The following is a 25708-nucleotide window of genomic DNA, read 5'->3' on the forward strand; positions in this document are numbered from 1 at the left end:
CTATTCGTAGGTAAACTGCAGGGTGCCGATGGCGCTGAACGTGCCTGAAGTGACTTTTTCTGTATCAGACTTAACTAACCGGGCCGTAAGTAACCAACTGAATATCGTGAGGGTAGTATTATCTTGTGCGGTATAGCTGCTAGTTGAATTAGGCACTATCTGCCTGTTGTTCGGCCACTTCAGTAACACGCCCACGCCTTGTGCCGCGTTCGACGATGCGGTGTTGGCGAGTAATGAGCCATCGGTCCCGGTTGTTTTACTGGTGGTCAACTTCACGGTGACTTTACGGGTGTTGGTGCAATTCCCTGTCACCCCAAAATCGGCGTTTATGGTTTTATCGTTCTCGATATCGGATACACCATAATCCCCCAGGTCTACGGTTTTGGGAGCCGTGAGCGTGCAGGTGGGTTTTTCTATTGGTGTAATGAAGGCCATATTGGCTATGGTAATGGTCGGTTTGGGATGATCGTCTGGATCGGATCCCACCGGGTCTCCAATGGTAATTTTTCCAATTGTTCCACCAACCGGGCCAATAGATACTACGTTAGCAGGAATACCGGCAAACGTGGGAAGTTGGTAAAATTCGGCCATGGCCCGCCAGGCGCGATTATCCAGCAGCTCATCCTGGTCATTCATGTGTAATGCAAGAAACCAGCTCGTACTGGGAGCGAAATAGGCCGTGGCGGTATTGTCTACTGTGCCAAAAGCCAGAGCATAGGCTATTCCGGTTACATTGGTTTTGAATAAAGCTTTACCATCAATACTGCCGACTAACAGACTGGCGTCTGCCAGGGTGAAAATGTTTTCGCCATGTTTTCCTATCGTGCATTTACTACTTAATCCGGGGCTCAGATTCAGGCGATATAGCGAGCTGATTTTTGTAGGAACAGCGACATTATCCACGATTTGCAGGGTCGGCTTTGCGCCATTATAGTCGCCGATGGACTGCGTGTCGCCAAATCGAAATTTACACTCAATATCTGCATGGGCGTAAAAAGCGTTCATGGTTAAAAACATAAATAAAATGATAAAACCGTTAAAACGTGGGGACACGGTTATCCCAGGACGCTGTGCCATAATTGTTCCTTTTTAGCGTTGCCTGTTAGCGATATGTCACGCTGACTAATGCGCGCGCGGTCACTTTTCCTGCGCTGACCGGGCCGTAATTTTGGTAGCGGGCGTAAAAGTTATACGCTTTCAAATAGCTTTGTTGGTCTGATGGGGTCGCTATTTTGACCTCCACATCAGACTGCCCCTCGCTGTCGAGGACGTTTTGATTATTGGATTCAGAAAAAATAACAATCCCCACGTTTTCAGCGCCGCCAGCAAGGGCGGATGTTTCATTACTGAATATCTGTTTTGAAATCCCATCAATGTGGGCAGACTGCGGTTTAAAGGTAAAGTGCAGCGCTTGCCCGGATCCCGATTCATCCCCGCTGCAGTCCACAACCTGAATCATAAAGCGTGTTCCTCCCGCGGGGTCTGCTGGTTGAAGTCGATCGGTGCCCTCCGCGGTGTAAAACCACGGTTTTCCCACCTTTGGCAGCGTTACGTTTCCACTTTCTGGAATACTGACCTGGCACGTATTGTTGATAATGTTTGCCGTCATATCCATTTCCAGGCTGGAGGCAAAACCCGCTGCGGGAAACCCCAGGCAGAGGGCCAGCCATGACATCGCATTTCTTAAGATTAAGCGGGACTGGAACATCCTGTTTAAGCTACCTGTCTGAATAAACATTATTGATAGGTCACGGTAAACGTCACGGGCGCATTGACCGAACCTGTCGTCACGTCCGAAATCGTTTTACCATTTGCAATGACGATGCGCGCATCCATTTCAAAATTCCCCGTCCCGTTAGACAGGTTGATGACAGACGTCGGGACAGTGGCGCAGTTCAATATGGAGCCTGAGTCGACAGAGCCTTTCCAGATTTCAAAACCGACGTTATGCCCGGCTGCATATGCGTTACCGGTACACGACCCGCCTGCACCCGGCATGGCCTGAATGGCGGCGTTTTTTACCCCGGCACAGTTCGTGAAGGCGATTTTGAAGGTTTCTCGTCGGCTCTGGCTCACCAGGTCAGACTTAAACACATCGCCAAACGGCAAAATGTCAATCGGGGCTCCGCTGGCGTTTTGAATCTCCGCGTTACAGGTCCCGGCCTCAATGGTGGATGTAAACGTTGCCTGCACGCTCGTCGTCCCCGTAATCGCACTTAACGCAACGGAAGGCAGGGTGGCAGTTATTGCAAGCACCAGTAATGTCATTTTCATTTTCATATCAACGCTCCGCATTGCTGCCAGTTATTCATAGGTGAAATTAAACGTAGCGATACCGCTAAAATTGCCGGTCGTGCCTTGGCCGTTTGCGGTTTCCACCAGCGTTGCCAGAAGTGAAACTTCGCCAGCACTTATCTCTCCGCTCGACCAGACGAGGCGCTGTGTATCGGTGGATGAATTAATGACGAAGGGGGTATTCGGGGTGGCGGTACGGGAAATCGCCACGCCAATATTTTCCGCACTGCCATCGCCGGAAAGTGAGTTCTTAATGGCCGTCGTCAGCGTGCTGGCGCTACCGCTGATGGTGGTTTTCAGCGATGCCAGACTCGGCGGGCATGAGACCATTTTGAGTTTAAAGTTGGTCGTGGCTTTGGCATTTTTCAGGATGATGTAATCCAGGCGCACCTTGCCGTTAGTCCCAATGGGGATAACGTTGCTGGTGCCATCACCGCTGCCGCCTTCGATTTTCATATCGCAGGTGGTGTCACGGATATTTGCGGTAAAGGTGATATCGAGATTATCGGCGTGTGTTTCCAGCGACAGCGCCATTAGCCCCGTGCTTAAAATAACTAACCCTGTTTTTTTCCAGGCTCTAAAAAGCATGTTTTAACTCCCTTTATAAGGCTGTGACGCGGCAGGTCTGGCCCGTCAGCAGCGTTGTCGGTCCAATCTTTTTCGCATCCGGTGGGATGTGGTAGGAGACGGTACAGGATGTGCCGGGCTCATTTCCCCAGACGATGTTTAACGTCCCTTTATCTTCAATTCCGCGGATCCAGGCCTGCCCGGCCTGACCCACGCTACCCACGGATACGCCTTGATCGGTTTGCACATCGGCGCCTAACGGGATAAACCCGCCATCGTCACGCATCAGTTCCATTAACACTGAGCGCCCCTGATCGGTTTCAAAGTTAACCAGCACAACGGCACCGCTACGGGGAACGGTGGTGGAGCGGGTATTTTTCACTTCCACGTCAGAGTGCATTTCGCTGATATCAAGACCAACGCTGTTTTCACGGTAGGCGGACAGATAGGGCATAAGGGCATAGCCTGAGGCGCCGATTTCACCGTTTCCGATAGAGACGCGGGCGCCTTCTGCCCCCTCAGCTTTAATTAAGGCAAGCGTATCGCTTTCGCTGATGCTGCCAGGGGCGAGTGTTACGCCACCGGAGTGCAGAACCATCCCGCCGCTATAGCTGGCAGAATATTGTCGTGTATCGTCATCTGAGGCGGAGACGGAAAGGCTTAGCGGTCCATGCGGGCCGTTGTAACTGCCGTACCCGCTCAACTGATTTAACGTCTCGTCGTTACGCGTGGTGCTTTCGGTAATGCTGTAACTGAAGCGGTTATCTTCGGTGTTGCCGTTGGCGCTGGCGTTAAAGCTACTGCCGCCTTTTAAATCGCTGCCGATGCCCGTCGTGAGTGAGGAGAATCCACCCGCTCGCTTGCTGTTACCCATCAGCGTGTCGAATGGAATCGTGAGGTTCAGATAGACGCTGTCATCTTTTTCCCCAAACTCATTGTAGGTGCGCTGCACGGTGAGGCTATAACTTCCCCAGCTTAGCGAATGACTGTGGCCAACCGAGTATTGCGCGGACGAACTGCTTTCATTCCAGTAGTCCTGCCAGGTTGAGTTGACATACAGCGATCCCAAATCAAGATCGGCAATATTCAGCGGTTGGCTGATATTCACCTGGATCTGGTTTTTCATGCGCTGGAAGGTCTGATACACGTCGCTGTTGTTACGTTCCGGGTTACGCTCCCTGTCACGGTATTTGATCTCATTGGTCAACGAGGCCGCATCGTTCAGGCTGAGATAGTCAGACGTCGAAAACCGGTAGGCGGCGACGTTGAAAGAGGTATTCGTGGCTTCCATGAGTTTGCTGTAGGAGATGCGATAACTTTCGCCCGTGAGATGTCGTAAGCCGTCTATCCGGGCATCCGAATGCGTGACATCAAGAGCGAATGCGCCGACTCCGGTATTCATGGCAATACCCAACAATGCGGCGTAGAAATCGCTATCGGTATATTCCAGGCCCGCATACCCCGTGAAGGTATTGGTTAAGCCATAGTAGCCCGTCGCATATCCCACCTTTGGTTTGTCGCGCAGGCTGTCGTCACGCAGTTCACCCACGCCAACATCCCATCGGGAGTAGCCAGGACGAAGCATTTGTGCGACGGAAGAATAGGCGACTGAGAAGGAACGTTTGCTCCCATCCGTCTCTTCTACCGTGACGATGAGATCGCTACCGTAACCTGTTGTACTGAGGTCGGTGATTTCAAACGGTCCTGGGGGGACGGAGGTTTCGTAAATCGTATTGCCGCTTTGGGCGATCGTGACTTTGGCGTTGCTGTTTGCAACCCCTCGGATCACCGGCGCATAGGTCGATATACCATTTGGAAGCATACGGTCATCGTTATACAAACGCGCCCCGCGCAGGCTAATGGAATCGAAGGCGTCGCCACGGGTATAGGAATCGCCGGCGATAAACTGCGCTTTCAGCGGCGTGATATCACGCTGAAGATAGATATCCTGGCTGGCGTAATGAGTACCGGAATCCTGATCCCAGTTCAGGTTGCCTCGCGCCCGGAGTCGCCATGGCCCCAGGTTTGCCCCATAGCGCAGACCTGCATAGGCCGTATCAGTGCTGGAATCCGGCATGTCTGCGTGCCAGCCGTTAAGATCCCATGAGAGCATGGCCACCGGGATCCCGTCTTCCCACAGTGAAGGATCGACAAATCCCGCTGGACGCTGAATAACGAAAGCCTGAGGAATGGAAAGGTCTAACTCCTGTGTGGAGGGATCGTAAGCCACACGCGAGCCGGGATAGGCGTCTGGCATAGAGACACAGGTGTCAGCTGAATCCTCCTCAGGGTGTTTCAGTTGCTCGGTGGTGACATTTGCCTGCGTGAGTAGTTTCGGGGTGATGCAGGGAGTGGCGCGCGGTGTGCCATTCTCCTTAAACAGAAGATCCGTGGTCACGGAAGGTTTCCCGTTAACGATCATCTTCACCTTATAGGTTCCGGCAATAACAGGGTTGCCTTTTGAAAAACGACTGATATCAATGGATGCGCCAGTGTTATAAAGAAACTGCTCGTTAAATTGCACGTCTTCTTCGTTATTATTTTCAGCAGCAAATGCACATAACGGCAATACCGCACTTATCGATAAACATAGTAGCGAACGTCTAAAGTGCATGATGAACTCTGTCCCAGGGCAACGCTAATTATAGTTTTTGTGAATATTCTGAAGCTGACAGGGAATCAATGCGGTATAGACTCATACTTATCAATTCCACCGAAATCATTAATGGCTTGCCAGGTTATTTTGCTATTTCCGGATGAGGTGTAATTTTTCACATTCATCGTCTGGCTTGAGAACGGTGCAATATAATGCGTTTCGATCTCGTAACTTTTACCGCCTGAAATAAGCGCCGCACTTGCCAGCGACACATAATAAGGCGAGTCATTTTTCGCACTTAAAACGATTTTTTGCCCTTGTCGGGTTTGGGACCACTTAAGATTTTTGGCCGCGTCTGTCGGTTCCCCTTTTAACCCAGTGGGACGGAAAAAGAGTTTAATGCGGGTACGGAAAGCAAGCTGAAGCATACTTTGGTTATCGCTCTCCTTAGCCTTCGGTGGAACTTCCAGAACGTTAAACCAGAACAGCGACTCTTTATCTTTTGGCAATGCCTGACCCAGCCAGGTGATTCTGACGGTTTGCCCTTTTTGCGGTTCAACACGCGAAACGGGCGGCGTCACAATAAAAGGCAGTTTAAGTTCCTGAGGGTTAGTGGTATCTCTTCCATCATCGAGCCAGGTCTGTACCAGCAGTGGCCGGGTGCCACGGTTATCCATTGACACCGTTACGTCTTTTGCCGATTCAGGATAAATGACACGGGTGCCGGAAATCACAATATCTGCACTGGCGTTAAGAGCAAACACGCTCATCGAGGCCAGCAGCAGGGCTTTTAGTCCGCTCTTAATATTCAGTACGTACATGTAAACTCTCAATAAATACGCAAAAATGTGCCCAACAGGGCACATTAACGGGAGGGATAAAATTATTCGTAGCTCATGGTGAAGTACGCGTTGGCGCTGACTTTACCTGACTGCACTGGGTTCGTGTCTTTCACCCAGTTGGAACCCGGAACGTATGCAACGCGATAGAACAGCTTGCCGGAACCGGCGGTGAGATTGGTTTTCTGCGTATTATTAGCAGGCTGGCCGACCATAATACGAGAAGATTCGGTTGGGGCATTATTATACAAGGCAAGTGCAACGTTGGTTGCTGCGCCTGCTACGTTGGCGTCAGGTTCAATAGTACCGTTTGCAATGGCACCCATATTTTTTGACATAAAGCTTGCTGAAGCAGTCTTTAATGTTCCTGGGCAGTTGGTGAGCAGCAGTTCAAAATTCTTAGAGCCGACACCGGTATCGACGGTGGTTGATTCAACATCAGATTTTTTAACAACCGGTAAGGTAATAGTAATATTATTTTGTGATTCGCCATTGGCGGTGGAAATATTACACGTTGTGTCTGTTACCGCACCGTCAAAGGTGATTAAACCGATATCGGTGTCTGCTATTGCTGAAAAAGAACCCATTGCAAACAAAGTTACAGCTGAAGCTAATAACGTTTTTTTTAACATAATTTAAATTCCATTTAAAAACATTGTGCAGATTTAATTTAAGCAAAATGATGATAGGGATCTATGAATGGGTTGGGTATTTAAAATTGCTAAAAGCCATTATTAGAAAAATTGAATGTTTGATAAGTTATTGAAAATGATCTTTAAATTTGTTTTGAATGAACGGAGAGAGACGATTTTTATTGCAGCCAAATTATATTGGATTGTTTAGATTATAAATGGCAAAGATCATTCCTTTAATTATATCATTCAGAATAATGTTTTTTTTAAACCAAGAGAAACGCTAAGAGAGGAGAAAATAGGGGAAATAAATAGAGGAGAGGCTATGTATACAAAAAAAGGATGTTTTCTTTTCCTTTGAGGAGCGGAACCTGAAGGCTCCGCTCCTGGCGACATCAGGCAACCTGTACCGGAATCGCCTTTGCGGTGCGTTTCATCTCGTTGTCGCCTTCAAAATAGGCGACTTTAGGCTGCCAGCGGCGCGCCTCTTCGTCGGACATCATGACGAAGCTCGCGATGATCACAATATCCCCTACGTCTGCACAGTGCGCGGCGGCACCGTTAACGGAGATGATCTTAGACCCGCGCTCTGCGGCAATCGCGTAGGTGGAGAAGCGTTTGCCATTGTTCACGTTCCAGATATCAATCGCTTCGTTTTCAAGAATACCCGCCGCGTCGAGAAAATCCTGATCGATCGCGCAGGAGCCTTCATAGTGCAGGTCGGCCTGCGTGACTTTCACACGGTGAAGCTTACCTTGCAGCATTTTGCGAATCATTACGTGTACCTTTAATCATGCGTTAACCCCTCCTGTAAGAGGGGAGGGTAAGAAGGTTATGCCAGTTCAACCACTTTGTTGTCGATAAGGCGCGCCTGGCCGAGCCATGCAGCCACCAGAATAACCGCGCGCTTGCTGGCGTCGGTTAACTCAAGCAGCGTGTCAGCATCACGGATTTGAATATCGTCAGCGCGGAAGCCTTTATCGTTCAGCGCTTGTTCAGCCAGGGCCACGATCTCTTCAGCGGTCAACTCTTTCGCCGACAGTTGCTCTGCCATGGTATTCATGACTTTGCTTAATCCTGGGGCAATTTTACGCTGGTCAGCGGTCAGATAGCCGTTACGGGAGCTGAGCGCCAGACCGTCTTTGGCACGTACAATCGGCACGCCCACGATCTCGATATCATAACCCATGTCGGCAACCATCTTACGGATCAGCGCCAGCTGCTGGAAATCTTTCTCACCAAAGCAGGCAACGTCCGGCTGCACCAGATTGAACAGCTTGCTGACGATGGTAGACACGCCGCGGAAGTGGCCTGGACGGCTGGCCCCTTCGAGCATGGTCGAAATGCCCGGGACATCAACGTACGTGGACTCTTCCGTACCCTGAGGGTAGACATCTGCAGGTGCCGGCGCAAAGACGAAGTCCGCATGGCGCTTTTTCAGCTTCTCGCAATCTTCCTGCAGCGTACGAGGATAGCGCGCCAGGTCGTCCGCGCGGTCAAACTGCATCGGATTAACGAAGATACTGACCACCACGATATCTGCACGGGCTTTCGCTTCGTCGACCAGTTTCATATGGCCGTCATGCAGGTTACCCATGGTCGGGACCAGTGCGATACGTTTACCTTCCTGTCGTGCACGGCGAATATGCTGGCGAAGCAGCGGCAGGGTTTCAATGATTAGCACAACGAGACTCCTTAATGGAAACTGTGTTCTTCACCCGGGTAAACACCGGATTCGACGTCGGCAATATACTGCCTGACCGCAGCGCGCATGTCGCCCGCTTCAGTAAGGAAATTTTTGGCGAATTTCGGGATATGGCCGCCGGTGATGCCAAAGGCGTCGTGCATCACCAGAATCTGACCGTCGGTCACGTTGCCAGCCCCAATCCCGATGACCGGAATAGACAGCGCGTCGGTGATGCGTTTTGCCAGCTCAACCGGTACACATTCCAGCACCAGCAGCTGTGCGCCCGCCGCTTCCAGCGCGAGGGCATCGTCAAACAGCGCCTGCGCGGCATCACCGCGGCCCTGCACCTTGTAACCGCCAAAGATATTGACGGACTGTGGCGTAAGGCCCAAATGTCCGCACACCGGCACGGCGCGTTCGGTGAGCATTCTTACCGTCTCCACCAGCCAGGCGCCGCCTTCGATTTTGACCATATTAGCACCGGCGCGCATCACGGCCGCCGCATTGTCGAAAGCCTGCTCCGGCGTGGCGTAGGCCATAAACGGCAGATCGGAAAGCAGAAGGCAGGCAGGTGCACCACGGCGCACGGCTCGGGTGTGGTAAGCAATATCCTCGACCGTGACCGGCAGGGTAGAGTCATGTCCTTGTACCGTCATCCCTAACGAGTCCCCGACCAGCATGACGTTGATCCCCTCTTCGGCAAACAGTTTGGCGAAGCTGTAGTCATATGCGGTGATGGTGGCGAAGCGTCTCTTTTCCTGTTTGCATTTCTGCAGTAAGGAGATGGTGGTTGGTTTCATACTGTTTCCTGATAACCCAAAGCGAATCTTTGCGCATTCTAACAGTAACATTCGAGGGAACAATGATTTTAGGTCGTCTATTAGCCACAATTATTTTGTGGCTAATGCGCGGGGGCACAAGCTTACCAGCGAGCGGGTTTTTCTGCGTGGAGGTTGTCCAGGATCTCCCTGAGCGGGATGCCGTCCGGGAAGGTGAGATCGGGGGCGACTTCAAACAGCGGCCAGAGCATAAATCCGCGATTTTTCATGTCGTAATGCGGCACCGTCAGGCGTGAAGTGTTAATCACCTCGTTGCCAAACAGCATGATGTCGAGGTCAAGGGTACGTGGCCCCCAGCGCTCTGCTTTACGCACGCGACCTTGTTGCAGCTCAATGCGCTGGGTGTTATCAAGCAACGTTTCGGCATCCAGCGCGGTGTCCAGCACCACGGCGGCATTCAGGTAATCAGGCTGATCCTGCGGGCCGAGCGGCGGTGTACGGTAAAACGAGGAGACCGCCACAATGCGGCTCTGGGGGATCTCACCCAGCGCCTGAACGGCAGCATTAACCTGCTCCAGAGGAGAGGCCAGATTGCTGCCGATAGCGATATACGCGAGGGTCATGCCGTGCCTTCGCGACGCGGTGCGCGCTTGCGCGGACGACGGTGACGACGACGCGGCGCCGGCTCTTCATCAAGGCCAGTGAGCATGTCTTTCTGCTCCGGCGGTGCGGAGACCTGGAACTCGGCCCACCACTGCGCCAGACGCTGCAGCTCCTGGTTGCGTTCAATTTCAGCACGCAGAGAGAGCAGATCAAAGGCCGCGCGGAACTTAGGATGCTCCATCAGCTTCCAGGCGCGTTTGCCCTGACGACGGGACATACGCAGCTGAAGCTGCCAGATATCGCGCACCAGCGTGGTAATACGTTTCGGAATGGCCAGCGTACGGCAGCCTTCGTCTAGTACGTCGTTTGCCGCCAGGGCAAAAGCGTCATAATAGGCGAGGCCGCTTTCCTGGGTAATGCGCTGAGCCGTTTCCAGCAGCGGATACCAGAACATCGCCGCAAACAGGAACGCCGGGTTCACGCGCATATCGTTGCGGATACGGGTGTCGGTATTCTTCAGCACCTGCGCAATCATGCGTTCCATTGGGCTGTCACCATTTTCGGTGAAGTAGCGGGTAATGGACGGGAATAACGGCTGGAAAAGGTTGTATTCGCGCAGCAGGTTATAGGTGGCAAATCCGTGACCGGCTTGCAGCAGTTTGAGCGCTTCTTCGAACAGGCGGGCTGGCGGTACGTCATTGATAAGCGTCGCCAGACGCGGGATCGGCTCTGCCGTCTCCGGGCTGATGCGCATATCCAGCTTGGCGGCGAAACGCACGGCGCGCAGCATACGCACCGGATCTTCGCGATACCGGGTTTCCGGCGTGCCGATCAGGCGAATCAGGCCCTCTTTCAGATCCTGCATGCCGCCGACGTAATCACGCACGGTGAAATCCGCCACGCTGTAGTAAAGGCTGTTGATGGTGAAATCGCGACGCTGGGCATCTTCTTCGATCGAACCGAAGATGTTGTCGCGCAGCAGCATACCGTTCTGGCCACGCTGGGAAGTTGTGCGATCGGATGCGCCCGCTTCGTGGTGACCACGGAACGTCGCCACCTCAATAATTTCCGGCCCAAACATGACGTGTGCCAGACGGAAACGGCGGCCAACGAGACGGCAATTGCGGAATAATTTACGCACCTGTTCGGGCGTGGCGCTGGTCGTCACGTCGAAATCTTTGGGTTTTTTGCCCAGCAGTAAATCACGTACTCCACCGCCAACGAGATAGGCCTCGTAGCCCGCTTTATTCAGACGATAGAGCACCTTGAGGGCATTTTCACTGATATCTTTGCGGGAAATATTGTGCTGCTCACGCGGGATAACCGACATCTGTGGTTGCGCAATAGCGTCATTCGCCATGCTCTCTTCGCGGCTTAGCACTTTACGGCAAAAATTAGCGACTCGGGTAAAAATGGTACACCTCGTAGTGTGTTTTGTTATGAAAAAAGCGGCTAATCATAGCTCAGCGCAACGCATTTGAGAATGCTGGATTTTTGGCACGCTCGTGAGCGACCAGGTGGCAACGGCCAGTTTCAGCAATTCGTCAATGGAAAGATCCTGCCATTCGTTGGTTACATTCTGGTTGAGAAATCGTAACGCGTCGATCAAAACGGGGCGCGGATCGCCCTCTGGCAGGGCGGGGGCGTGGTTTTGCTTCGACAGCTTATCGCCCCGCTCGTTGACGGCCAGCGGCAGATGAATGTAATCCGGTGCCGTCCAGCCAAACTGGTGATACAACGCTATTTGCCGCACCGTAGGTTCAACCAGATCGGCTCCGCGCACAATTTCGGTGACGCCCTGAAAGTGGTCATCCACCACCACCGCCAGGTTATAGGCAAACAGCCCGTCACGGCGGTGGATAATAAAATCTTCCCGTGCCAGCCGTTCATCCGCATGAATGTCGCCAGAGAGCAGGTCGTTAAAGTGGAGCACAGGGGCACGCTGGATCAGGCGAACGGCGGCGTTTTCCGGGCCGTGGTTGAGCGTGCGGCAGTGGCCGTCATAGACGCCCCCCACGCTCTGTATGCGCGCGCGGGTACAGGTGCAGTTATATGAGAGCCCTTGCTCAGCGAGCCAGGCCAGACGTTCCCGGTAGGCGTCGTGACGTGTTGATTGCCAGACAACGTCGCCGTCCCAGTGAAGACCGTAATGTTCCAGCTGACGCAGAATGGTGTCTGCTGCACCGGGAACTTCACGTGGAGGATCAATATCTTCAATGCGGACGAGCCATTTACCCAGGCGTGCGCGAGCCTGCAGGTAGCTGCCGAGAGCGGCAATTAACGAGCCGAAATGTAATTCACCGGAGGGGGATGGCGCGAAGCGCCCGATATAGTGAGATTCAGACATATCAACAGTAATAAGGCGGGAGAGACTCCCGCCTTTGGAGTGGGTAAACAGGACCGGGATTAACCCGCCATCTGTTTTTCGCGGATTTCTGCCAGCGTTTTACAGTCGATGCACAGATCGGCGGTCGGGCGCGCTTCCAGGCGACGAATGCCAATTTCAACACCACAGGATTCGCAGTAGCCAAAATCTTCGTCCTCGACCTTCTTCAGCGTTTTTTCGATCTTTTTGATCAGTTTGCGCTCGCGGTCACGGTTACGCAGTTCAAGGCTGAACTCTTCTTCCTGAGCGGCACGGTCTACCGGATCCGGGAAGTTAGCCGCTTCATCCTGCATATGACTAACGGTGCGATCGACTTCATCCCTGAGTTGATTACGCCATGCTTCAAGAATACGCTTGAAGTGCGACAGCTGGGCTTCATTCATATACTCTTCGCCCGGTTTCTCTTGATACGGCTCCACCCCAGCGATGGCGAGAATACTCAGGGACGATGTTTTACGGTTTTGCCCTTCTTGCATGTTGCTTCTCCTTAACACGCACTATCGATCCCCGTGTTGGGGGAAAAATCAGGTCGCTATAAATAGCAGATGCTTTTCCGTATGGCAATTATCTAAACGTAACACTTGACAAGCCTGTGAGGAAAAGCGTATTTGCGCACGCGGCCAGAACACTTATTCATCAATCGTCTATTCCCTTATAAGACAATGGGAAGAGAGGATCTCAGAGTCATATTATCGGCAGAAAGTTCCGCTTTATAAGCCAAAACCTCTACCCCCTGCTTTTGTGCCTCATTCAACAATTGCGCGTATTTAAGATCAATATGGCGGGCTGGAGAAAACCGTTCAATGGCTGAGTGCAAAACCGCAAACAGCAGTACGGCGCGTTTGCCCGCCGCCGCAACACTCATCAGCTCCCGCAGATGCTTTTGTCCCCGTAGCGTGACTGCATCCGGGAAATAGCCGTTTTCCTGATCCGCTAACGTGACTGATTTGACTTCAATATAGCACTCGGGACGGTCTTCCGCCTGTAACATAAAGTCAATTCTGCTGCCTTCATCGCCATATTTCACTTCAGATTTATGGGTGCCATAACCCACCAGTTCGGGAAGGGTTCCGTTAGTCAGAGCCTCCTTAACTAATTGATTCGCGCGCAGGGTGTTAACGCAAATAAAAGCCCCTTGTTGGGTTTGCGTCATTTCCCAGGTGTGAGGATATTTGCGTTTAGTATTTTCTGAAGTGGAATACCAGACCGTGTCACCCGGTGTCGCACATCCCGTCATTGCCCCGGTGTTGGGGCAGTGCAGCGTTAACGGCTCCCCTTCAGGGGTGACGACATCAGCGAGAAAACGCTTGTAGCGTTGAATAAGCGTGGCGTGTTGCAGTGCAGGACTAAACTTCATCAGAATTCCTTAGGGTATCGCCCAGCGTCCAGCGCTGGAGCGGCGTATAGCGGGTGCGTCCTTGTGAAAAAACAGATTCGTACAGCGCGAAAGAGGTCACCGGAAAGGCCCAGTGAAATCCCGGTGGCGGGATAGCAACGGCCTGACCGGCATCGCGCAGTAGGGTAATGTGAGGATGAAACGGCTGCGGGCTCTGGTAACACCCGCTGCGTGCCGCCTGGGCGCGCAGCATATTCGCAAGCTGTAATAATCCGCGCGGCGGCTGGCGCGTGCCCAGCCAGACGACGCGGGAGCGGAGCCACTGCCCCGCATCGTCAAGGGTCAGCGTAAATCCCGGCTGGGAAATCCGACCGGCCATCGCCGCCAGGGCGCGCTGTTTCTCGCCGCTGACGTCGCCCAGAAAAGCCAGCGTCAGGTGGAGGTTTGCCGCAGCAACCGGGCGGCCCGCTTCGGGCGGGAAGTGTTCGGCGCGCCAGCGAACAATTTGCCGTTGGATCGGCGCGGGAAGCTCAATGGCGAAAAACAGTCGTTTCGACTCAGACATACAGGGGACTCGGTAATGATATGCGCCGATGCTACAATGTACGCCGACTAATGTTAACCCTCTGGAGCTGTTAGTGTCCTCATTGCCGGTCGCCGTCGTCCTTCCTGAACTGCTCGCTGCCTTGCAGGATGCCCCGCAGGTTTTACTTAACGCCCCTACGGGTGCCGGTAAATCCACCTGGCTACCGCTGCACATTCTCAACGCAGGCATTATCAGCGGGAAGATTATCCTGCTGGAGCCGCGCAGGCTGGCTGCGCGCAACGTGGCGCAGCGCCTGGCGGAACTGCTGAATGAAAAACCGGGCGAGACGGTAGGCTACCGTATGCGCGCCGAAACCTGCGTCGGCCCGTCCACGCGGCTTGAAGTGGTGACCGAAGGGATCCTCACCCGTATGCTGCAAAACGATCCGGAACTGTCCGGCATCGGGCTGGTGATTCTGGATGAGTTCCACGAGCGCAGCCTGCAGGCGGATCTGGCGCTGGCGCTGTTGCTGGACGTCCAGCAGGGGTTACGGGACGATCTCCGACTACTCATCATGTCGGCCACGCTGGATAACGAGCGGCTACAGCAGACGTTACCGGATGCGCCGGTCATCACCTCCGAAGGGCGCGCGTTTCCGGTTGAGCGCCGCTATCAGCCGCTTCCTGCCCATCAGCGTTTCGATGAAGCGGTGGCGATCGCCACGGCTGACTTGCTTCGTCAGGAATCCGGTTCGCTGCTGCTGTTTTTGCCGGGCGTTGGCGAAATCCAGCGGGTGCAGGAGCAGCTTGCCGCCCGGGTGGGCAGCGACGTAATACTCTGCCCGCTCTACGGCGCACTGTCGTTGAGTGACCAGCGCAAGGCCATCCTTCCCGCGCCGACGGGGCAGCGTAAAGTGGTACTGGCCACCAATATTGCCGAAACCAGTCTGACCATTGAAGGCATTCGCCTGGTGGTGGACAGCGCCCAGGAGAGGATGGCCAGTTTTGACCCGCGCACCGGGCTGACAAAGCTGCTGACGCAACGCATCAGCCAGGCGTCGATGGTTCAGCGAGCTGGCCGTGCCGGGCGTCTTGAGCCGGGCATCTGTTTACATCTCATCAGTGCAGAACAGGCCGAACGCGCGGCTGTGCAGAGCACGCCGGAAATTTTACAAAGCGATCTTTCGGGGCTGATCATGGAACTGTTGCAGTGGGGTTGCCCCGATCCCGCGCAGTTAACCTGGCTCAATGCGCCTCCCGCGGTAAACCTGGCGGCGGCGCGCGCGTTGCTGACCCAGCTCGGGGCGCTGGACGGCGAAAGGCTATCATCACGTGGGCAGAAAATGGCCGCGCTGGGTAACGATCCCCGGCTGGCGGCGATGCTGGTGGCCGCTCAGGGGGATGATGAAATTGCCACGGCGGCGAAACTGGCGGCTATCCTTGAGGAGCCGCCGCGTGGTGCAAATTGCGATCTGGCGCAGGCCTTTTCACGTAATCAGGGGAACTGGCAGCACCGCGCGCAGCAGCTCTGTAAACGGCTTAACAGCCGTGGTGGTACGCCGGACGCTGACAGCATTGCGCCTCTCCTGGCGCAGGCGTTTGCCGACAGGATCGCGCGTCGTCGCGGGCTGGATGGACGCTACCAGCTGGCAAACGGCATGGGTGCGATGCTGGACAGCGATGACGCCCTGACGCGCCATGAATGGCTGATTGCGCCGCTCTTGTTGCAGGGTAGCCACTCGCCCGATGCCCGAATTTTGCAGGCCGTGGCTGTGGATATCGATGCCCTCACGCGCGCCTGTCCGCAGTTGCTTCAGCAGTCCGACATCGTCGAGTGGGATGATGCGCAGGGTACCCTGAAGGCATTTCGTCGTAGCCAGATAGGTAAACTGACCCTGGCGACGAAGCCGCTGGCAAAGCCATCGGAAGAGGAGTTGCACCAGGCGATGCTAAACGGTATTCGCGAAAAAGGTTTAGGTGTTCTGAACTGGACCCCGGAGGCCGAACAGTACCGTATTCGTCTGCACTGCGCCGCGCGCTGGTTGCCCGAGTATGCCTGGCCGGCGGTGGATGATGACACGTTACTTGCGTCGCTGGAAACCTGGCTCCTGCCGCAAATGAGCGGTGTACACTCGCTGCGGGCGTTAAAAGCGCTTGATGTTAAGGTCGCGTTACAGAATTTACTCGACTGGTCGTTACGTCAACGTCTGGATAGTGAACTGCCAGGGCATTACACTGTGCCGACCGGCAGCCGGATTGCCATTCGTTATCACGAGGATAATCCACCGGCGCTGGCGGTACGGATGCAGGAGATGTTTGGCGAGGCGACCACGCCATCCATTGCCGAAGGGCGCGTGCCCGTGGTGCTTGAGCTGTTGTCACCTGCGCATCGCCCGCTGCAGATTACCCGCGATCTGGGCGCATTCTGGGCGGGGAGCTACCGTGAAGTGCAAAAAGAGATGAAAGGGCGTTATCCCAAACATGTCTGGCCGGACGATCCGGCGAATACGGCACCGACACGGCGGACGAAGAAATATTCGTAAAGGGGAGTGCGGCCTGATGCCCTCACCCCGACCCTCTCCCACAGGGAGAGGGAGAAAAGCAATTTTGAGAGATTTCTTCTTTCACAGGTCAGTGGAAGAAATGAGAATCGGGCCTTTGCGCCTGAACGTTGCGGAGAAAAAGCATGGCGGGGAATGACCGCGAGCCAATTGGGCGTAAGGGAAAACCAACGCGTCCGGCCAAAGTAAAGGTGAGCCGTCGTCGCCTCAGAGATGAGGACTATGACGATGACTATGAAGACGATTATGAGGATGAAGAACCGATGCCGCGTAAAGGAAAAGGCAAAGGGCGTAAGCCTCGGGGTAAACGCGGCTGGTTCTGGCTGCTGCTGAAGCTGTTCATTGTTTTTGTTGTACTGATGGCGATCTACGGCGTTTATCTGGATCAGAAGATCCGCAGCCGTATCGACGGAAAAGTCTGGCAATTGCCGGCGGCAGTGTATGGCCGCATGGTGAACCTTGAGCCTGACATGTCGATCAGTAAGAACGAGATGGTGAAACTGCTGGAGGCCACCCAGTATCGTCAGGTGTCGAAAATGACGCGTCCTGGCGAATTTACCGTGCAGGCGAAAAGCATTGAGATGATCCGTCGTCCGTTCGATTTCCCGGACAGCAAAGAGGGGCAGGTGCGTGCGCGTCTGACCTTTGACGGCGATCGTCTGGAAACCATCGAGAACATGGATAACAACCGCCAGTTCGGTTTCTTCCGTCTCGATCCGCGTCTTATCACCATGCTCTCTTCGGCGAACGGTGAGCAGCGTCTGTTCGTCGCCCGTAACGGTTTCCCGGACCTGCTGGTGGACACGCTGCTGGCAACCGAAGACCGTCACTTCTACGAGCATGATGGTATCAGCCTCTACTCCATTGGCCGTGCGGTGCTGGCCAACCTGACGGCGGGCCGTACGGTACAGGGGGCGAGTACGCTTACCCAGCAGCTGGTGAAGAACCTGTTCCTCTCCAGCGAGCGCTCTTACTGGCGTAAAGCCAACGAAGCGTACATGGCCGTGCTGATGGATGCGCGTTACAGCAAGGATCGTATCCTTGAGCTGTATATGAACGAGGTCTATCTCGGTCAGAGCGGTGATAACGAAATCCGCGGTTTCCCGCTGGCGAGCCTGTACTACTTTGGCCGTCCGGTGGAAGAGCTGAGCCTGGACCAGCAGGCCCTGCTGGTGGGCATGGTGAAAGGGGCGTCCATCTATAACCCGTGGCGTAACCCGAAACTGGCGCTGGAGCGTCGTAACCTGGTGCTGCGTCTGCTGCAACAACAGCAGGTGATTGACCAAGAGCTCTACGACATGCTGAGCGCACGTCCGCTTGGCGTGCAGCCGCGCGGCGGTGTGATTTCGCCTCAGCCTGCGTTTATGCAGCTGGTGCGTCAGGAGTTGCAGAGCAAGCTCGGTGATAAAGTGAAAGATCTCTCCGGCGTGAAGATCTTTACCACCTTTGACTCCGTGGCGCAGGATGCGGCAGAAAAAGCGGCCGTTGAGGGCATTCCGGCGCTGAAGAAACAGCGTAAGCTGAGCGACCTGGAAACCGCGATGGTGGTGGTTGACCGTAACACGGGTGAAGTCCGTGCGATGGTGGGCGGGGCTGAGCCGCAGTTTGCAGGTTACAACCGTGCTATGCAGGCGCGTCGTTCGATCGGTTCACTGGCGAAGCCAGCAACCTATCTCACTGCCCTGAGCCAGCCAAATCTGTATCGCCTGAATACCTGGATTGCCGACGCGCCGATCTCCCTGCGTCAGCCTAACGGCCAGGTCTGGTCACCGCAGAACGATGATAAACAGTTCAGCGGCCAGGTAATGCTGGTGGATGCGTTGACCCGCTCCATGAACGTGCCGACGGTAAACCTGGGGATGGCACTGGGTCTGCCGGCGATTGTCGACACCTGGCAGAAACTGGGCGTCGCCAAAGATCAGCTGCATCCTGTGCCAGCCATGATCCTGGGGGCGTTAAACCTGACGCCAATCGAAGTGGCACAGGCGTTCCAGACCATTGCCAGCGGTGGTAACCGTGCACCGCTGTCAGCCCTGCGCTCGGTGATTGCCGAAGATGGCTCCGTGCTGTATCAGAGCTTCCCGCAGGCGGAACGCGCCGTTCCGGCGCAGGCAGCCTACATGACGCTGTGGACGATGCAGCAGGTTGTGCAGCGTGGTACCGGCCGTCAGCTGGGGGCGAAGTATCCGGGCCTGCATCTGGCGGGCAAAACCGGGACGACCAACAACAACGTCGATACCTGGTTTGCCGGTATCGATGGTCGTGAAGTGGTGATCACCTGGGTGGGCCGCGACAACAACCAGCCAACCAAACTGTATGGTGCGAGCGGGGCGATGTCGATTTACCAGCGTTATCTGGCGAATCAGTCTCCGGTGCCGCTAAACCTGGTTGCGCCGGAGGATATCGTGGATATGGGCGTGGACAGTTCCGGAAACTTTGTCTGTGGCGGCGGTATGCGTACCTTGCCTGTCTGGACAACGAACCCGGATTCCCTGTGCCAGCAGAGTCAGCCAGAGCAGCCGACGGGCAACCCGTTCGACCAGTCTTCTCAGCCTCAGCAGCCGCAGCAACAACAGCCGCAGCAGCAGAACGAGAAGAAAGACAGCGACGGTGTCGCGGGCTGGATTAGAGATATGTTCGGCGGTAACTAACCGTTCAAGGTCCCCCCGAAAGGGGGGATTTTTTTACCCGTTTTCCCCATTTTATTAACCCTCGTTTTAATTCTGATTAACCCTTCGTTTTCTCCTGGTTATTTCTTAAACCCTTAATTCTCGTAGGGCCGCTTCCTGCTTGCTATGCAGCCAACGTTTCGCCTATTATGCTGCGGTCATAATAATAATTCTCGTTTACGTTATCATTCACTTTTCTATCAGAGATACACCATGGCGCTTTCCAATACTGCTCAGCCAATTAACACGTCGCTGCGTAAAATCGCAGTTGTCGTAGCCACAGCGGTTGCCGGCATGTCTGCTTATACCCATGCTGCCGAAACCCCGAAAAAAGAAGAAACCATCACTGTCACTGCCGCTCCGGCTGCACAGGAAAGTGCCTGGGGGCCAGCTGCTACCATCGCAGCAAGACAATCCGCGACCGGGACCAAAACGGACACCCCCATTCAAAAGGTACCGCAATCTATTTCAGTGGTAACAGCCGAAGAGATGGCACTGCATCAACCGCGCTCGGTTAAAGAAGCATTGAGTTACACCCCTGGCGTTGCGGTAGGCACCCGTGGTGCATCAAACACCTATGACTACTTGATTATTCGCGGTTTTGCGGCCGATGGTCAGTCTCAAAATAACTACCTCGATGGCATGAAAATGCAGGGGAACTTCTATAACGACGCCGTTATTGATCCTTATATGCTGGAGCGCGCCGAGATCATGCGCGGTCCGGTTTCCGTTCTGTACGGCAAAAGCAGCCCTGGCGGTTTGCTGAACATGGTCAGTAAGCGCCCAACAACCGATCCCCTGAAAGAGATCCAGTTCAAAGTGGGCACGGATAGCCTGTTCCAGACCGGGTTTGACTTTAGCGATGCGATTGATGACGACGGTGTTTATTCTTATCGCTTAACGGGGGTTGCGCGTTCAAATAACGCTCAGCAGGAGCGTGCGAAAGAGCAGCGTTATGCTATCGCGCCATCTTTCTCATGGCGTCCGGATGATAAAACCACATTTACCTTCCTCTCTTATTTCCAGAACGAGCCTGAAACGGGTTACTACGGCTGGTTGCCAAAAGAGGGGACAGTGGAGCCACTGCCAAACGGTGAGCGTTTGCCGACTAACTTCAATGAAGGGGCGAAGAATAATACCTATTCCCGGAACCAGAAAATGGTGGGGTATAGCTTCGACCACGAATTTAACGATACCTTCACCGTGCGTCAGAATCTGCGCTTTGCCGAGAACAAAACTTCGCAAAACAGCGTTTACGGCTATGGCGTCTGCACCGATCCGGCAAATGCTGGCAACAAACAGTGTGCGGCGCTTGCGCCTGCTGATAAAGGCCATTATCTGGCGCGTAAATATGTTGTCGATAATGAGAAATTGCAGAACTTCACCGTTGATACCCAGTTGCAAAGCAAATTCTCTACCGGCGAGGTGGACCACATACTGCTGACTGGCGTTGACTTCATGCGTATGCGGAATGACATCAATTCCTGGTTTGGTTATGACGATTCTGTTCCGCTGCTGGATCTCTATAATCCTGTGAACAGCGATTTTGATTTCGGTTCAAAAGATCCTGCTAATTCAGGTCCTTATCAAATCCTTAATCGCCAGAAACAGACGGGTCTGTATGTTCAGGATCAGGCGCAGTGGGATAAAGTGCTGGTAACCTTGGGCGGTCGTTATGACTGGGCCGATCAGGAGTCCTATAACCGTGTGACCAATACCACCTCCAAACGTGATGATACCCAGTTCACCTGGCGTGGCGGTGTTAACTACCTGTTTGATAACGGTGTAACTCCTTACTTTAGCTACAGCGAATCGTTTGAACCGGCTTCGCAGACTGATGCACAGGGTAAACTGTTCTCGCCATCTAAAGGCAAGCAATACGAAGCGGGCGTGAAATACGTTCCGAGCGATCGTCCGATCGTTGTCACCGGTGCGTTGTACCAGCTGACCAAAACTAACAACCTGATGGCGGACCCGGCGGGTTCTTTCTTCTCGGTTGAAGGTGGTGAAATCCGTGCCCGTGGCGTAGAGCTGGAAGCGAAAGCAGCCCTCTCTGCGAGCGTTAACGTTGTTGGCTCCTATACCTACACCGATGCGGAATACACGACAGATACTAACTACAAAGGCAACACACCAGCCCAGGTGCCGAAACACATGGCATCTGTATGGGGTGATTACACAATGTATGATGGTCCGCTGTCTGGTCTGACGCTGGGCATCGGCGTGCGTTATACGGGCTCAAGCTATGGTGATCCGGCTAACTCCTTCAAAGTGGGCAGCTACACCGTCGTTGATGCGCTGGTCAGGTACGATCTGGCACGCGTTGGCATGGCGGGGTCAAACGTGGCGCTGCATGTGAACAATCTGTTCGATCGTGAGTACGTTGCCAGCTGCTTTAACACCTACGGTTGCTTCTGGGGTGCTGAGCGTCAGGTTGTGGCTACCGCGACCTTCCGCTTCTAATCTCTCTTCGGGCACGGTTCGCCGTGCCCTTTTTATTTAAGTTGGCTGATATGCAGGATAATAAAACGCAATCCGATACCACCTTTACGCTCAATCAACTCTCCTTTCGTGTTCCCGGGCGCACCTTGCTGCATCCGCTCTCGTTGACGTTCCCCGCAGGTAAAGTTACCGGCCTGATTGGTCACAATGGTTCCGGTAAATCGACGTTACTTAAAATGCTGGGCCGTCATCAGCCGCCTTCTGAAGGGGATATTTTGCTGGACGAACAGCCTCTGGAGAGCTGGAGCAGTAAAGCCTTTGCGCGCAAAGTCGCCTATCTGCCGCAGCAATTGCCTCAGGCAGAAGGGATGACGGTGCGTGAGCTGGTGGCAATCGGGCGTTATCCGTGGCATGGCGCACTAGGGCGCTTCGGTGTCGCCGACAGAGAGAAAGTGGAAGAGGCGATTGCGCTGGTGGGATTAAAGCCGCTGGCGCACCGTCTGGTCGACAGCCTTTCCGGGGGCGAACGTCAGCGCGCGTGGATTGCGATGCTGGTCGCGCAGGACAGCCGCTGCCTGCTGCTCGACGAACCCACTTCCGCACTGGATATCGCTCATCAGGTTGATGTTCTCGCGCTGGTTCATCGCCTGAGCCAGCAGCGTGGCCTGACGGTTATTGCGGTGCTGCACGATATCAACATGGCGGCGCGCTACTGCGATTATCTTGTCGCCCTTCGCGGCGGGGAGATGATTGCCGAGGGTTCGCCGTCTGAACTGATGCGGAGCGAAACGCTGGAACACATCTACGGTATTCCTATGGGGATCCTGCCTCATCCAGGCGGGGCTGCTCCGGTGAGCTTTGTTTACTGATGCTGAATTCTACCTTGTTGAGCCGCCGTCGCCTGCTGACGGCCATGGCACTTTCACCGCTGCTGTTAAAGATGAACCTCGCGCGGGCTGCTGCCGTCGATCCACACCGTATTGTGGCGCTGGAGTGGCTGCCTGTTGAACTGATGATGGCGCTGGGCGTCACGCCGTATGGCGTGGCCGATATTCCCAACTACCGGCTGTGGGTGAACGAGCCGGCGCTACCCGATTCGGTCATTGATATTGGTCTGCGAACAGAGCCTAATCTTGAGCTGCTGACGCAGATGAAGCCGTCATTTCTGTTCTGGTCCGCGGGTTATGGCCCGTCAGAAGAGACAATGGCGCGTATTGCCCCTGGGCGGGGGTTCTCCTTCAGTGACGGTAAAAAACCGCTGACGATGGCGAAAAACTCCATCAACGAGATGGCGCATTTCCTCAACCGTGAGGCGGAAGCCAAACAACATTTCGCTGAGTTTGATGCTCTGATTGACGCCCTGAAGCCGCGTTTTGCCCATCGCGGAGACCGCCCGCTGCTGATGGTGACGCTGCTGGATGCGCGCCATATGCTGGTCTTCGGCAAAAACTGTCTGTTCCAGGAAGTGCTCGATAGCTTTGGCATTCCTAATGCCTGGGAAGGGGAGATGACCTTCTGGGGCAGCACCGCCGTCGGTATCGACCGTCTGGCGGCGTTCCGCGATGTGGACGTGCTGTGCTTCGATCACGGCAACGAGCGTGAAATGCAGGCGCTGATGGCGACACCGCTGTGGCAGGCGATGCCGTTCGTGCGTGAGCAACGCTTTACGCGTGCACCGGCGGTCTGGTTCTACGGCGCGACGCTGTCGGCCATGCACTTCGCCCGGGTGCTGGATAACGCGCTGGGGGGAAAAGCATGAGTACGCGTATTGCCCGTTTCCCGGCGCTGTTGCTGGCTCTGATTTTCCTGACCGCGCTGGCTTTGACCTGGTTTAACCTCTCGACCGCCTTACCGCGCGGGCAGTGGGGCGCGGCCCTGGCTGCGCCGGATATCGATAATATTCAGCAAATGCTGTTCCACTACAGCCTGCTGCCGCGTCTGGCGATTTCGCTGCTGGTCGGGGCCGGGTTAGGGCTGGTGGGCGTCCTGTTCCAGCAGGTTTTGCGTAACCCGCTGGCCGAGCCTACAACGCTTGGCGTCGCGACCGGTGCCCAGCTTGGGATCACGGTGACCACGCTGTGGGCACTGCCTGGCGCGTTAACCTCGCAGTTTGCCGCGCTTGCAGGCGCGTGCGTGGTAGGCGCGCTGGTCTTCGGCGTGGCGTGGGGGAAACGCCTCTCGCCAGTGACGCTGATCCTCGCAGGGCTGGTGGTGAGCCTCTACTGTGGGGCAATCAACCAGCTGCTGGTGCTGTTTCATCACGATCAGCTGCAAAGCATGTTCCTGTGGAGTACCGGCACGCTGACCCAGACCGACTGGAGTAGTGTGCAGCGTCTGTGGCCGCAGCTTGTTGGCGGCGCCATGTTGACGCTGCTGCTGTTACGTCCGCTGACGCTGATGGGGCTGGATGACGGCGTAGCCCGCAATCTGGGGCTGGCGCTCTCCCTGGCGCGTCTGGCGGCGCTGACGCTGGCGATTGTCCTCAGCGCATTGCTGGTTAATGCGGTTGGGATTATCGGCTTTATCGGGCTGTTTGCCCCGCTGCTGGCAAAAATGCTCGGTGCGCGTCGCCTGCTGGCGCGACTGCTGCTGGCCCCGCTAATTGGAGCGCTGATCCTCTGGCTTTCCGATCAAATCATTCTCTGGCTGGCGCGCGTCTGGATGGAAGTCTCTACCGGGTCGGTAACGGCACTGGTTGGCGCGCCGCTGTTGCTGTGGCTGTTGCCACGTCTGCGCAGCATGAGCGCTCCCGCGATGGACGCGGGGGATAAAGTTTATGCCGAGCGTCAGTCGGTGCTGTGGTTCAGCCTCGCCGGGCTGGCGGTGCTGATCATCGTCTCGTTTGTGGCGCTTGCTTTCGGGCGCGATGCGACGGGTTGGCACTGGGCAACGGGCGATTTGCTCCAGGAACTGCTGCAGTGGCGCTGGCCGCGGATCCTCTCGGCGTTGATTGCCGGGGTGATGCTGGCGGTCGCGGGCTGTATTATCCAGCGCCTGACCGGCAATCCGATGGCCAGCCCGGAAGTGCTGGGTATCAGTTCGGGAGCCGCGTTTGGCGTGGTGCTGATGCTGTTCCTTGTGCCGGGAAATGCCTTTGGCTGGCTGATGCCTGCCGGAAGCATCGGGGCGGCGGTGACGCTGATGATCATTCTGATTGCGTCAGGCCGCGGCGGGTTTTCGCCTCACCGGATGCTGCTGGCCGGGATGGCGCTCAGCACCGCCTTTACCATGCTGCTGATGATGCTGCAGGCGAGCGGCGATCCGCGGATGGCGAAGATCCTGACCTGGATCTCCGGCTCAACGTACAACGCCACCGGTAGTCAGGTGGTGCATTCCGGGATCGTAATGATCGTGCTGCTGGCGATTGTGCCCCTGTGCCGCCGCTGGATGACGATCCTGCCGCTGGGGAGTGAAACCGCACGTGCGGTCGGCATGGCGTTAACGCCAACGCGCGTCGCGCTGTTACTGCTGGCGGCGTGCCTGACGGCCACGGCCACCATGACCATTGGTCCACTGAGTTTTGTTGGGTTGATGGCGCCGCATATCGCCAGAATGATGGGATTCCGTCGGACGATGCCGCATATCGTGATGTCTGCCCTGACGGGCGGGGTGATGCTGGTGGTGGCGGACTGGTGCGGAAGAATGGTGCTGTTCCCGTATCAGATCCCGGCGGGTTTGCTGTCGACCTTTATCGGCGCGCCGTATTTTATTTATCTGTTGAGAAAGCAGAGTCGGTAATAAAAGTAAACGTCAATCCTAAGATTGACGTTTTAGGGTTTGCTCCCTCTCCC

The 25708-nt window shown here is 55.0% G+C and carries 22 protein-coding genes; 6 read left to right on the plus strand and 16 right to left on the minus strand.

Features of this window, described 5'->3' with window-relative positions; all coding sequences use genetic code 11:
* The 16 genes from M8370_RS00980 to thpR form a co-directional block, all read right to left on the minus strand.
* Complete coding sequence (locus M8370_RS00980) at positions 1-1077, minus strand: fimbrial protein StkG (RefSeq protein WP_045902559.1); 1077 nt, start codon at positions 1075-1077, stop codon at positions 1-3.
* A gap of 25 nt (positions 1078-1102) precedes the next feature.
* Positions 1103-1738 carry a fimbrial-like protein gene (locus tag M8370_RS00985; RefSeq protein ID WP_311764736.1) on the minus strand — a complete coding sequence of 212 codons (636 nt, stop codon included), beginning with the start codon at positions 1736-1738 and terminating at the stop codon, positions 1103-1105.
* A complete protein-coding gene (locus M8370_RS00990; RefSeq protein ID WP_052123593.1) occupies positions 1738-2280 on the minus strand; it encodes a fimbrial protein in 543 nt (180 codons plus the stop codon). Before M8370_RS00990 ends, M8370_RS00985 begins: the two co-directional genes overlap by 1 nt.
* Before the next feature lie 24 nt (positions 2281-2304).
* Positions 2305-2883: a fimbrial protein gene (locus M8370_RS00995; protein WP_013095623.1), complete on the minus strand. Its 579-nt coding sequence runs from the start codon at positions 2881-2883 to the stop codon at positions 2305-2307.
* 13 nt (positions 2884-2896) lie between these two features.
* Complete coding sequence (locus M8370_RS01000) at positions 2897-5476, minus strand: outer membrane usher protein (protein ID WP_250020376.1); 2580 nt, start codon at positions 5474-5476, stop codon at positions 2897-2899.
* Between the two features lie 65 nt (positions 5477-5541).
* Positions 5542-6279, minus strand: a complete 738-nt coding sequence (locus tag M8370_RS01005) for a fimbrial chaperone (RefSeq protein ID WP_149896552.1) — start codon at positions 6277-6279, stop codon at positions 5542-5544.
* Between the two features lie 62 nt (positions 6280-6341).
* Entirely contained in the window at positions 6342-6929 is a 588-nt protein-coding gene (locus M8370_RS01010) for a fimbrial protein (protein WP_250020377.1), read from the minus strand.
* 395 nt (positions 6930-7324) lie between these two features.
* Complete coding sequence (gene panD, locus M8370_RS01015; protein ID WP_003856284.1) at positions 7325-7705, minus strand: aspartate 1-decarboxylase; 381 nt, start codon at positions 7703-7705, stop codon at positions 7325-7327.
* Between the two features lie 56 nt (positions 7706-7761).
* Complete coding sequence (panC, locus tag M8370_RS01020) at positions 7762-8613, minus strand: pantoate--beta-alanine ligase (protein ID WP_013095627.1); 852 nt, start codon at positions 8611-8613, stop codon at positions 7762-7764.
* A gap of 11 nt (positions 8614-8624) precedes the next feature.
* Positions 8625-9416: a 3-methyl-2-oxobutanoate hydroxymethyltransferase gene (panB, locus tag M8370_RS01025; protein WP_013095628.1), complete on the minus strand. Its 792-nt coding sequence runs from the start codon at positions 9414-9416 to the stop codon at positions 8625-8627.
* Between the two features lie 122 nt (positions 9417-9538).
* On the minus strand, positions 9539-10018 hold the full coding sequence (gene folK, locus M8370_RS01030; protein WP_013095629.1) for a 2-amino-4-hydroxy-6-hydroxymethyldihydropteridine diphosphokinase: 480 nt from the start codon (positions 10016-10018) through the stop codon (positions 9539-9541).
* Positions 10015-11412: a polynucleotide adenylyltransferase PcnB gene (pcnB, locus tag M8370_RS01035; RefSeq protein ID WP_072193776.1), complete on the minus strand. Its 1398-nt coding sequence runs from the start codon at positions 11410-11412 to the stop codon at positions 10015-10017. The genes folK and pcnB overlap by 4 nt, the downstream gene beginning before the upstream one ends.
* 42 nt (positions 11413-11454) lie before the next feature.
* Positions 11455-12345 carry a tRNA glutamyl-Q(34) synthetase GluQRS gene (gluQRS, locus tag M8370_RS01040; RefSeq protein ID WP_013095631.1) on the minus strand — a complete coding sequence of 297 codons (891 nt, stop codon included), beginning with the start codon at positions 12343-12345 and terminating at the stop codon, positions 11455-11457.
* A gap of 59 nt (positions 12346-12404) precedes the next feature.
* Positions 12405-12860, minus strand: coding sequence for an RNA polymerase-binding protein DksA (dksA, locus tag M8370_RS01045; protein ID WP_013095632.1), 456 nt, complete (start codon positions 12858-12860; stop codon positions 12405-12407).
* A 176-nt stretch (positions 12861-13036) separates the two neighbouring features.
* Positions 13037-13741 carry a DNA/RNA nuclease SfsA gene (gene sfsA, locus M8370_RS01050; protein ID WP_013095633.1) on the minus strand — a complete coding sequence of 235 codons (705 nt, stop codon included), beginning with the start codon at positions 13739-13741 and terminating at the stop codon, positions 13037-13039.
* Positions 13731-14285, minus strand: coding sequence for an RNA 2',3'-cyclic phosphodiesterase (gene thpR / locus M8370_RS01055; RefSeq protein WP_013095634.1), 555 nt, complete (start codon positions 14283-14285; stop codon positions 13731-13733). The genes sfsA and thpR overlap by 11 nt, the downstream gene beginning before the upstream one ends.
* Before the next feature lie 73 nt (positions 14286-14358).
* On the opposite strand from thpR, the gene hrpB reads away from it, so the two are divergent.
* The 6 genes from hrpB (at position 14359) to fhuB (ending at position 25655) form a co-directional block, all read left to right on the plus strand.
* Positions 14359-16788, plus strand: coding sequence for an ATP-dependent helicase HrpB (hrpB, locus tag M8370_RS01060; RefSeq protein WP_250020378.1), 2430 nt, complete (start codon positions 14359-14361; stop codon positions 16786-16788).
* Positions 16789-16931: 143 nt separating this feature from the next.
* A complete protein-coding gene (gene mrcB, locus M8370_RS01065) occupies positions 16932-19457 on the plus strand; it encodes a bifunctional glycosyl transferase/transpeptidase (protein WP_250020379.1) in 2526 nt (841 codons plus the stop codon).
* A 231-nt stretch (positions 19458-19688) separates the two neighbouring features.
* Positions 19689-21938 (plus strand): ferrichrome porin FhuA, encoded by a 2250-nt coding sequence (gene fhuA, locus M8370_RS01070; protein WP_250020380.1) that lies wholly within the window; start codon positions 19689-19691, stop codon positions 21936-21938.
* A 50-nt stretch (positions 21939-21988) separates the two neighbouring features.
* Entirely contained in the window at positions 21989-22786 is a 798-nt protein-coding gene (gene fhuC / locus M8370_RS01075) for a Fe3+-hydroxamate ABC transporter ATP-binding protein FhuC (protein WP_023620747.1), read from the plus strand.
* Complete coding sequence (gene fhuD, locus M8370_RS01080; protein ID WP_013095639.1) at positions 22786-23676, plus strand: Fe(3+)-hydroxamate ABC transporter substrate-binding protein FhuD; 891 nt, start codon at positions 22786-22788, stop codon at positions 23674-23676. Before fhuC ends, fhuD begins: the two co-directional genes overlap by 1 nt.
* Positions 23673-25655: a Fe(3+)-hydroxamate ABC transporter permease FhuB gene (fhuB, locus tag M8370_RS01085; protein WP_250020381.1), complete on the plus strand. Its 1983-nt coding sequence runs from the start codon at positions 23673-23675 to the stop codon at positions 25653-25655. Before fhuD ends, fhuB begins: the two co-directional genes overlap by 4 nt.
* Positions 25656-25708 lie beyond the last annotated feature (53 nt).

The organism is Enterobacter cloacae complex sp. OE43NF (assembly GCF_023544405.1).
Taxonomy (GTDB): Bacteria; Pseudomonadota; Gammaproteobacteria; order Enterobacterales; family Enterobacteriaceae; genus Enterobacter; species Enterobacter cloacae.

Excerpts from the sequence above, each read along its gene's own strand:
- M8370_RS00980 (WP_045902559.1), bottom strand. The coding sequence starts at position 1,077 with ATGGCACAGCGTCCTGGGATAACCGTGTCCCCACGTTTTAACGGTTTT.
- M8370_RS00985 (WP_311764736.1), bottom strand. The coding sequence starts at position 1,738 with ATGTTTATTCAGACAGGTAGCTTAAACAGGATGTTCCAGTCCCGCTTA.
- M8370_RS00990 (WP_052123593.1), bottom strand. The coding sequence starts at position 2,280 with ATGAAAATGAAAATGACATTACTGGTGCTTGCAATAACTGCCACCCTG.
- M8370_RS00995 (WP_013095623.1), bottom strand. The coding sequence starts at position 2,883 with ATGCTTTTTAGAGCCTGGAAAAAAACAGGGTTAGTTATTTTAAGCACG.
- M8370_RS01000 (WP_250020376.1), bottom strand. The coding sequence starts at position 5,476 with ATGCACTTTAGACGTTCGCTACTATGTTTATCGATAAGTGCGGTATTG.
- M8370_RS01005 (WP_149896552.1), bottom strand. The coding sequence starts at position 6,279 with ATGTACGTACTGAATATTAAGAGCGGACTAAAAGCCCTGCTGCTGGCC.
- M8370_RS01010 (WP_250020377.1), bottom strand. The coding sequence starts at position 6,929 with ATGTTAAAAAAAACGTTATTAGCTTCAGCTGTAACTTTGTTTGCAATG.
- panD (WP_003856284.1), bottom strand. The coding sequence starts at position 7,705 with ATGATTCGCAAAATGCTGCAAGGTAAGCTTCACCGTGTGAAAGTCACG.
- panB (WP_013095628.1), bottom strand. The coding sequence starts at position 9,416 with ATGAAACCAACCACCATCTCCTTACTGCAGAAATGCAAACAGGAAAAG.
- folK (WP_013095629.1), bottom strand. The coding sequence starts at position 10,018 with ATGACCCTCGCGTATATCGCTATCGGCAGCAATCTGGCCTCTCCTCTG.
- gluQRS (WP_013095631.1), bottom strand. The coding sequence starts at position 12,345 with ATGTCTGAATCTCACTATATCGGGCGCTTCGCGCCATCCCCCTCCGGT.
- dksA (WP_013095632.1), bottom strand. The coding sequence starts at position 12,860 with ATGCAAGAAGGGCAAAACCGTAAAACATCGTCCCTGAGTATTCTCGCC.
- sfsA (WP_013095633.1), bottom strand. The coding sequence starts at position 13,741 with ATGAAGTTTAGTCCTGCACTGCAACACGCCACGCTTATTCAACGCTAC.
- thpR (WP_013095634.1), bottom strand. The coding sequence starts at position 14,285 with ATGTCTGAGTCGAAACGACTGTTTTTCGCCATTGAGCTTCCCGCGCCG.
- mrcB (WP_250020379.1), top strand. The coding sequence starts at position 16,932 with ATGGCGGGGAATGACCGCGAGCCAATTGGGCGTAAGGGAAAACCAACG.
- fhuA (WP_250020380.1), top strand. The coding sequence starts at position 19,689 with ATGGCGCTTTCCAATACTGCTCAGCCAATTAACACGTCGCTGCGTAAA.
- fhuC (WP_023620747.1), top strand. The coding sequence starts at position 21,989 with ATGCAGGATAATAAAACGCAATCCGATACCACCTTTACGCTCAATCAA.
- fhuD (WP_013095639.1), top strand. The coding sequence starts at position 22,786 with ATGCTGAATTCTACCTTGTTGAGCCGCCGTCGCCTGCTGACGGCCATG.
- fhuB (WP_250020381.1), top strand. The coding sequence starts at position 23,673 with ATGAGTACGCGTATTGCCCGTTTCCCGGCGCTGTTGCTGGCTCTGATT.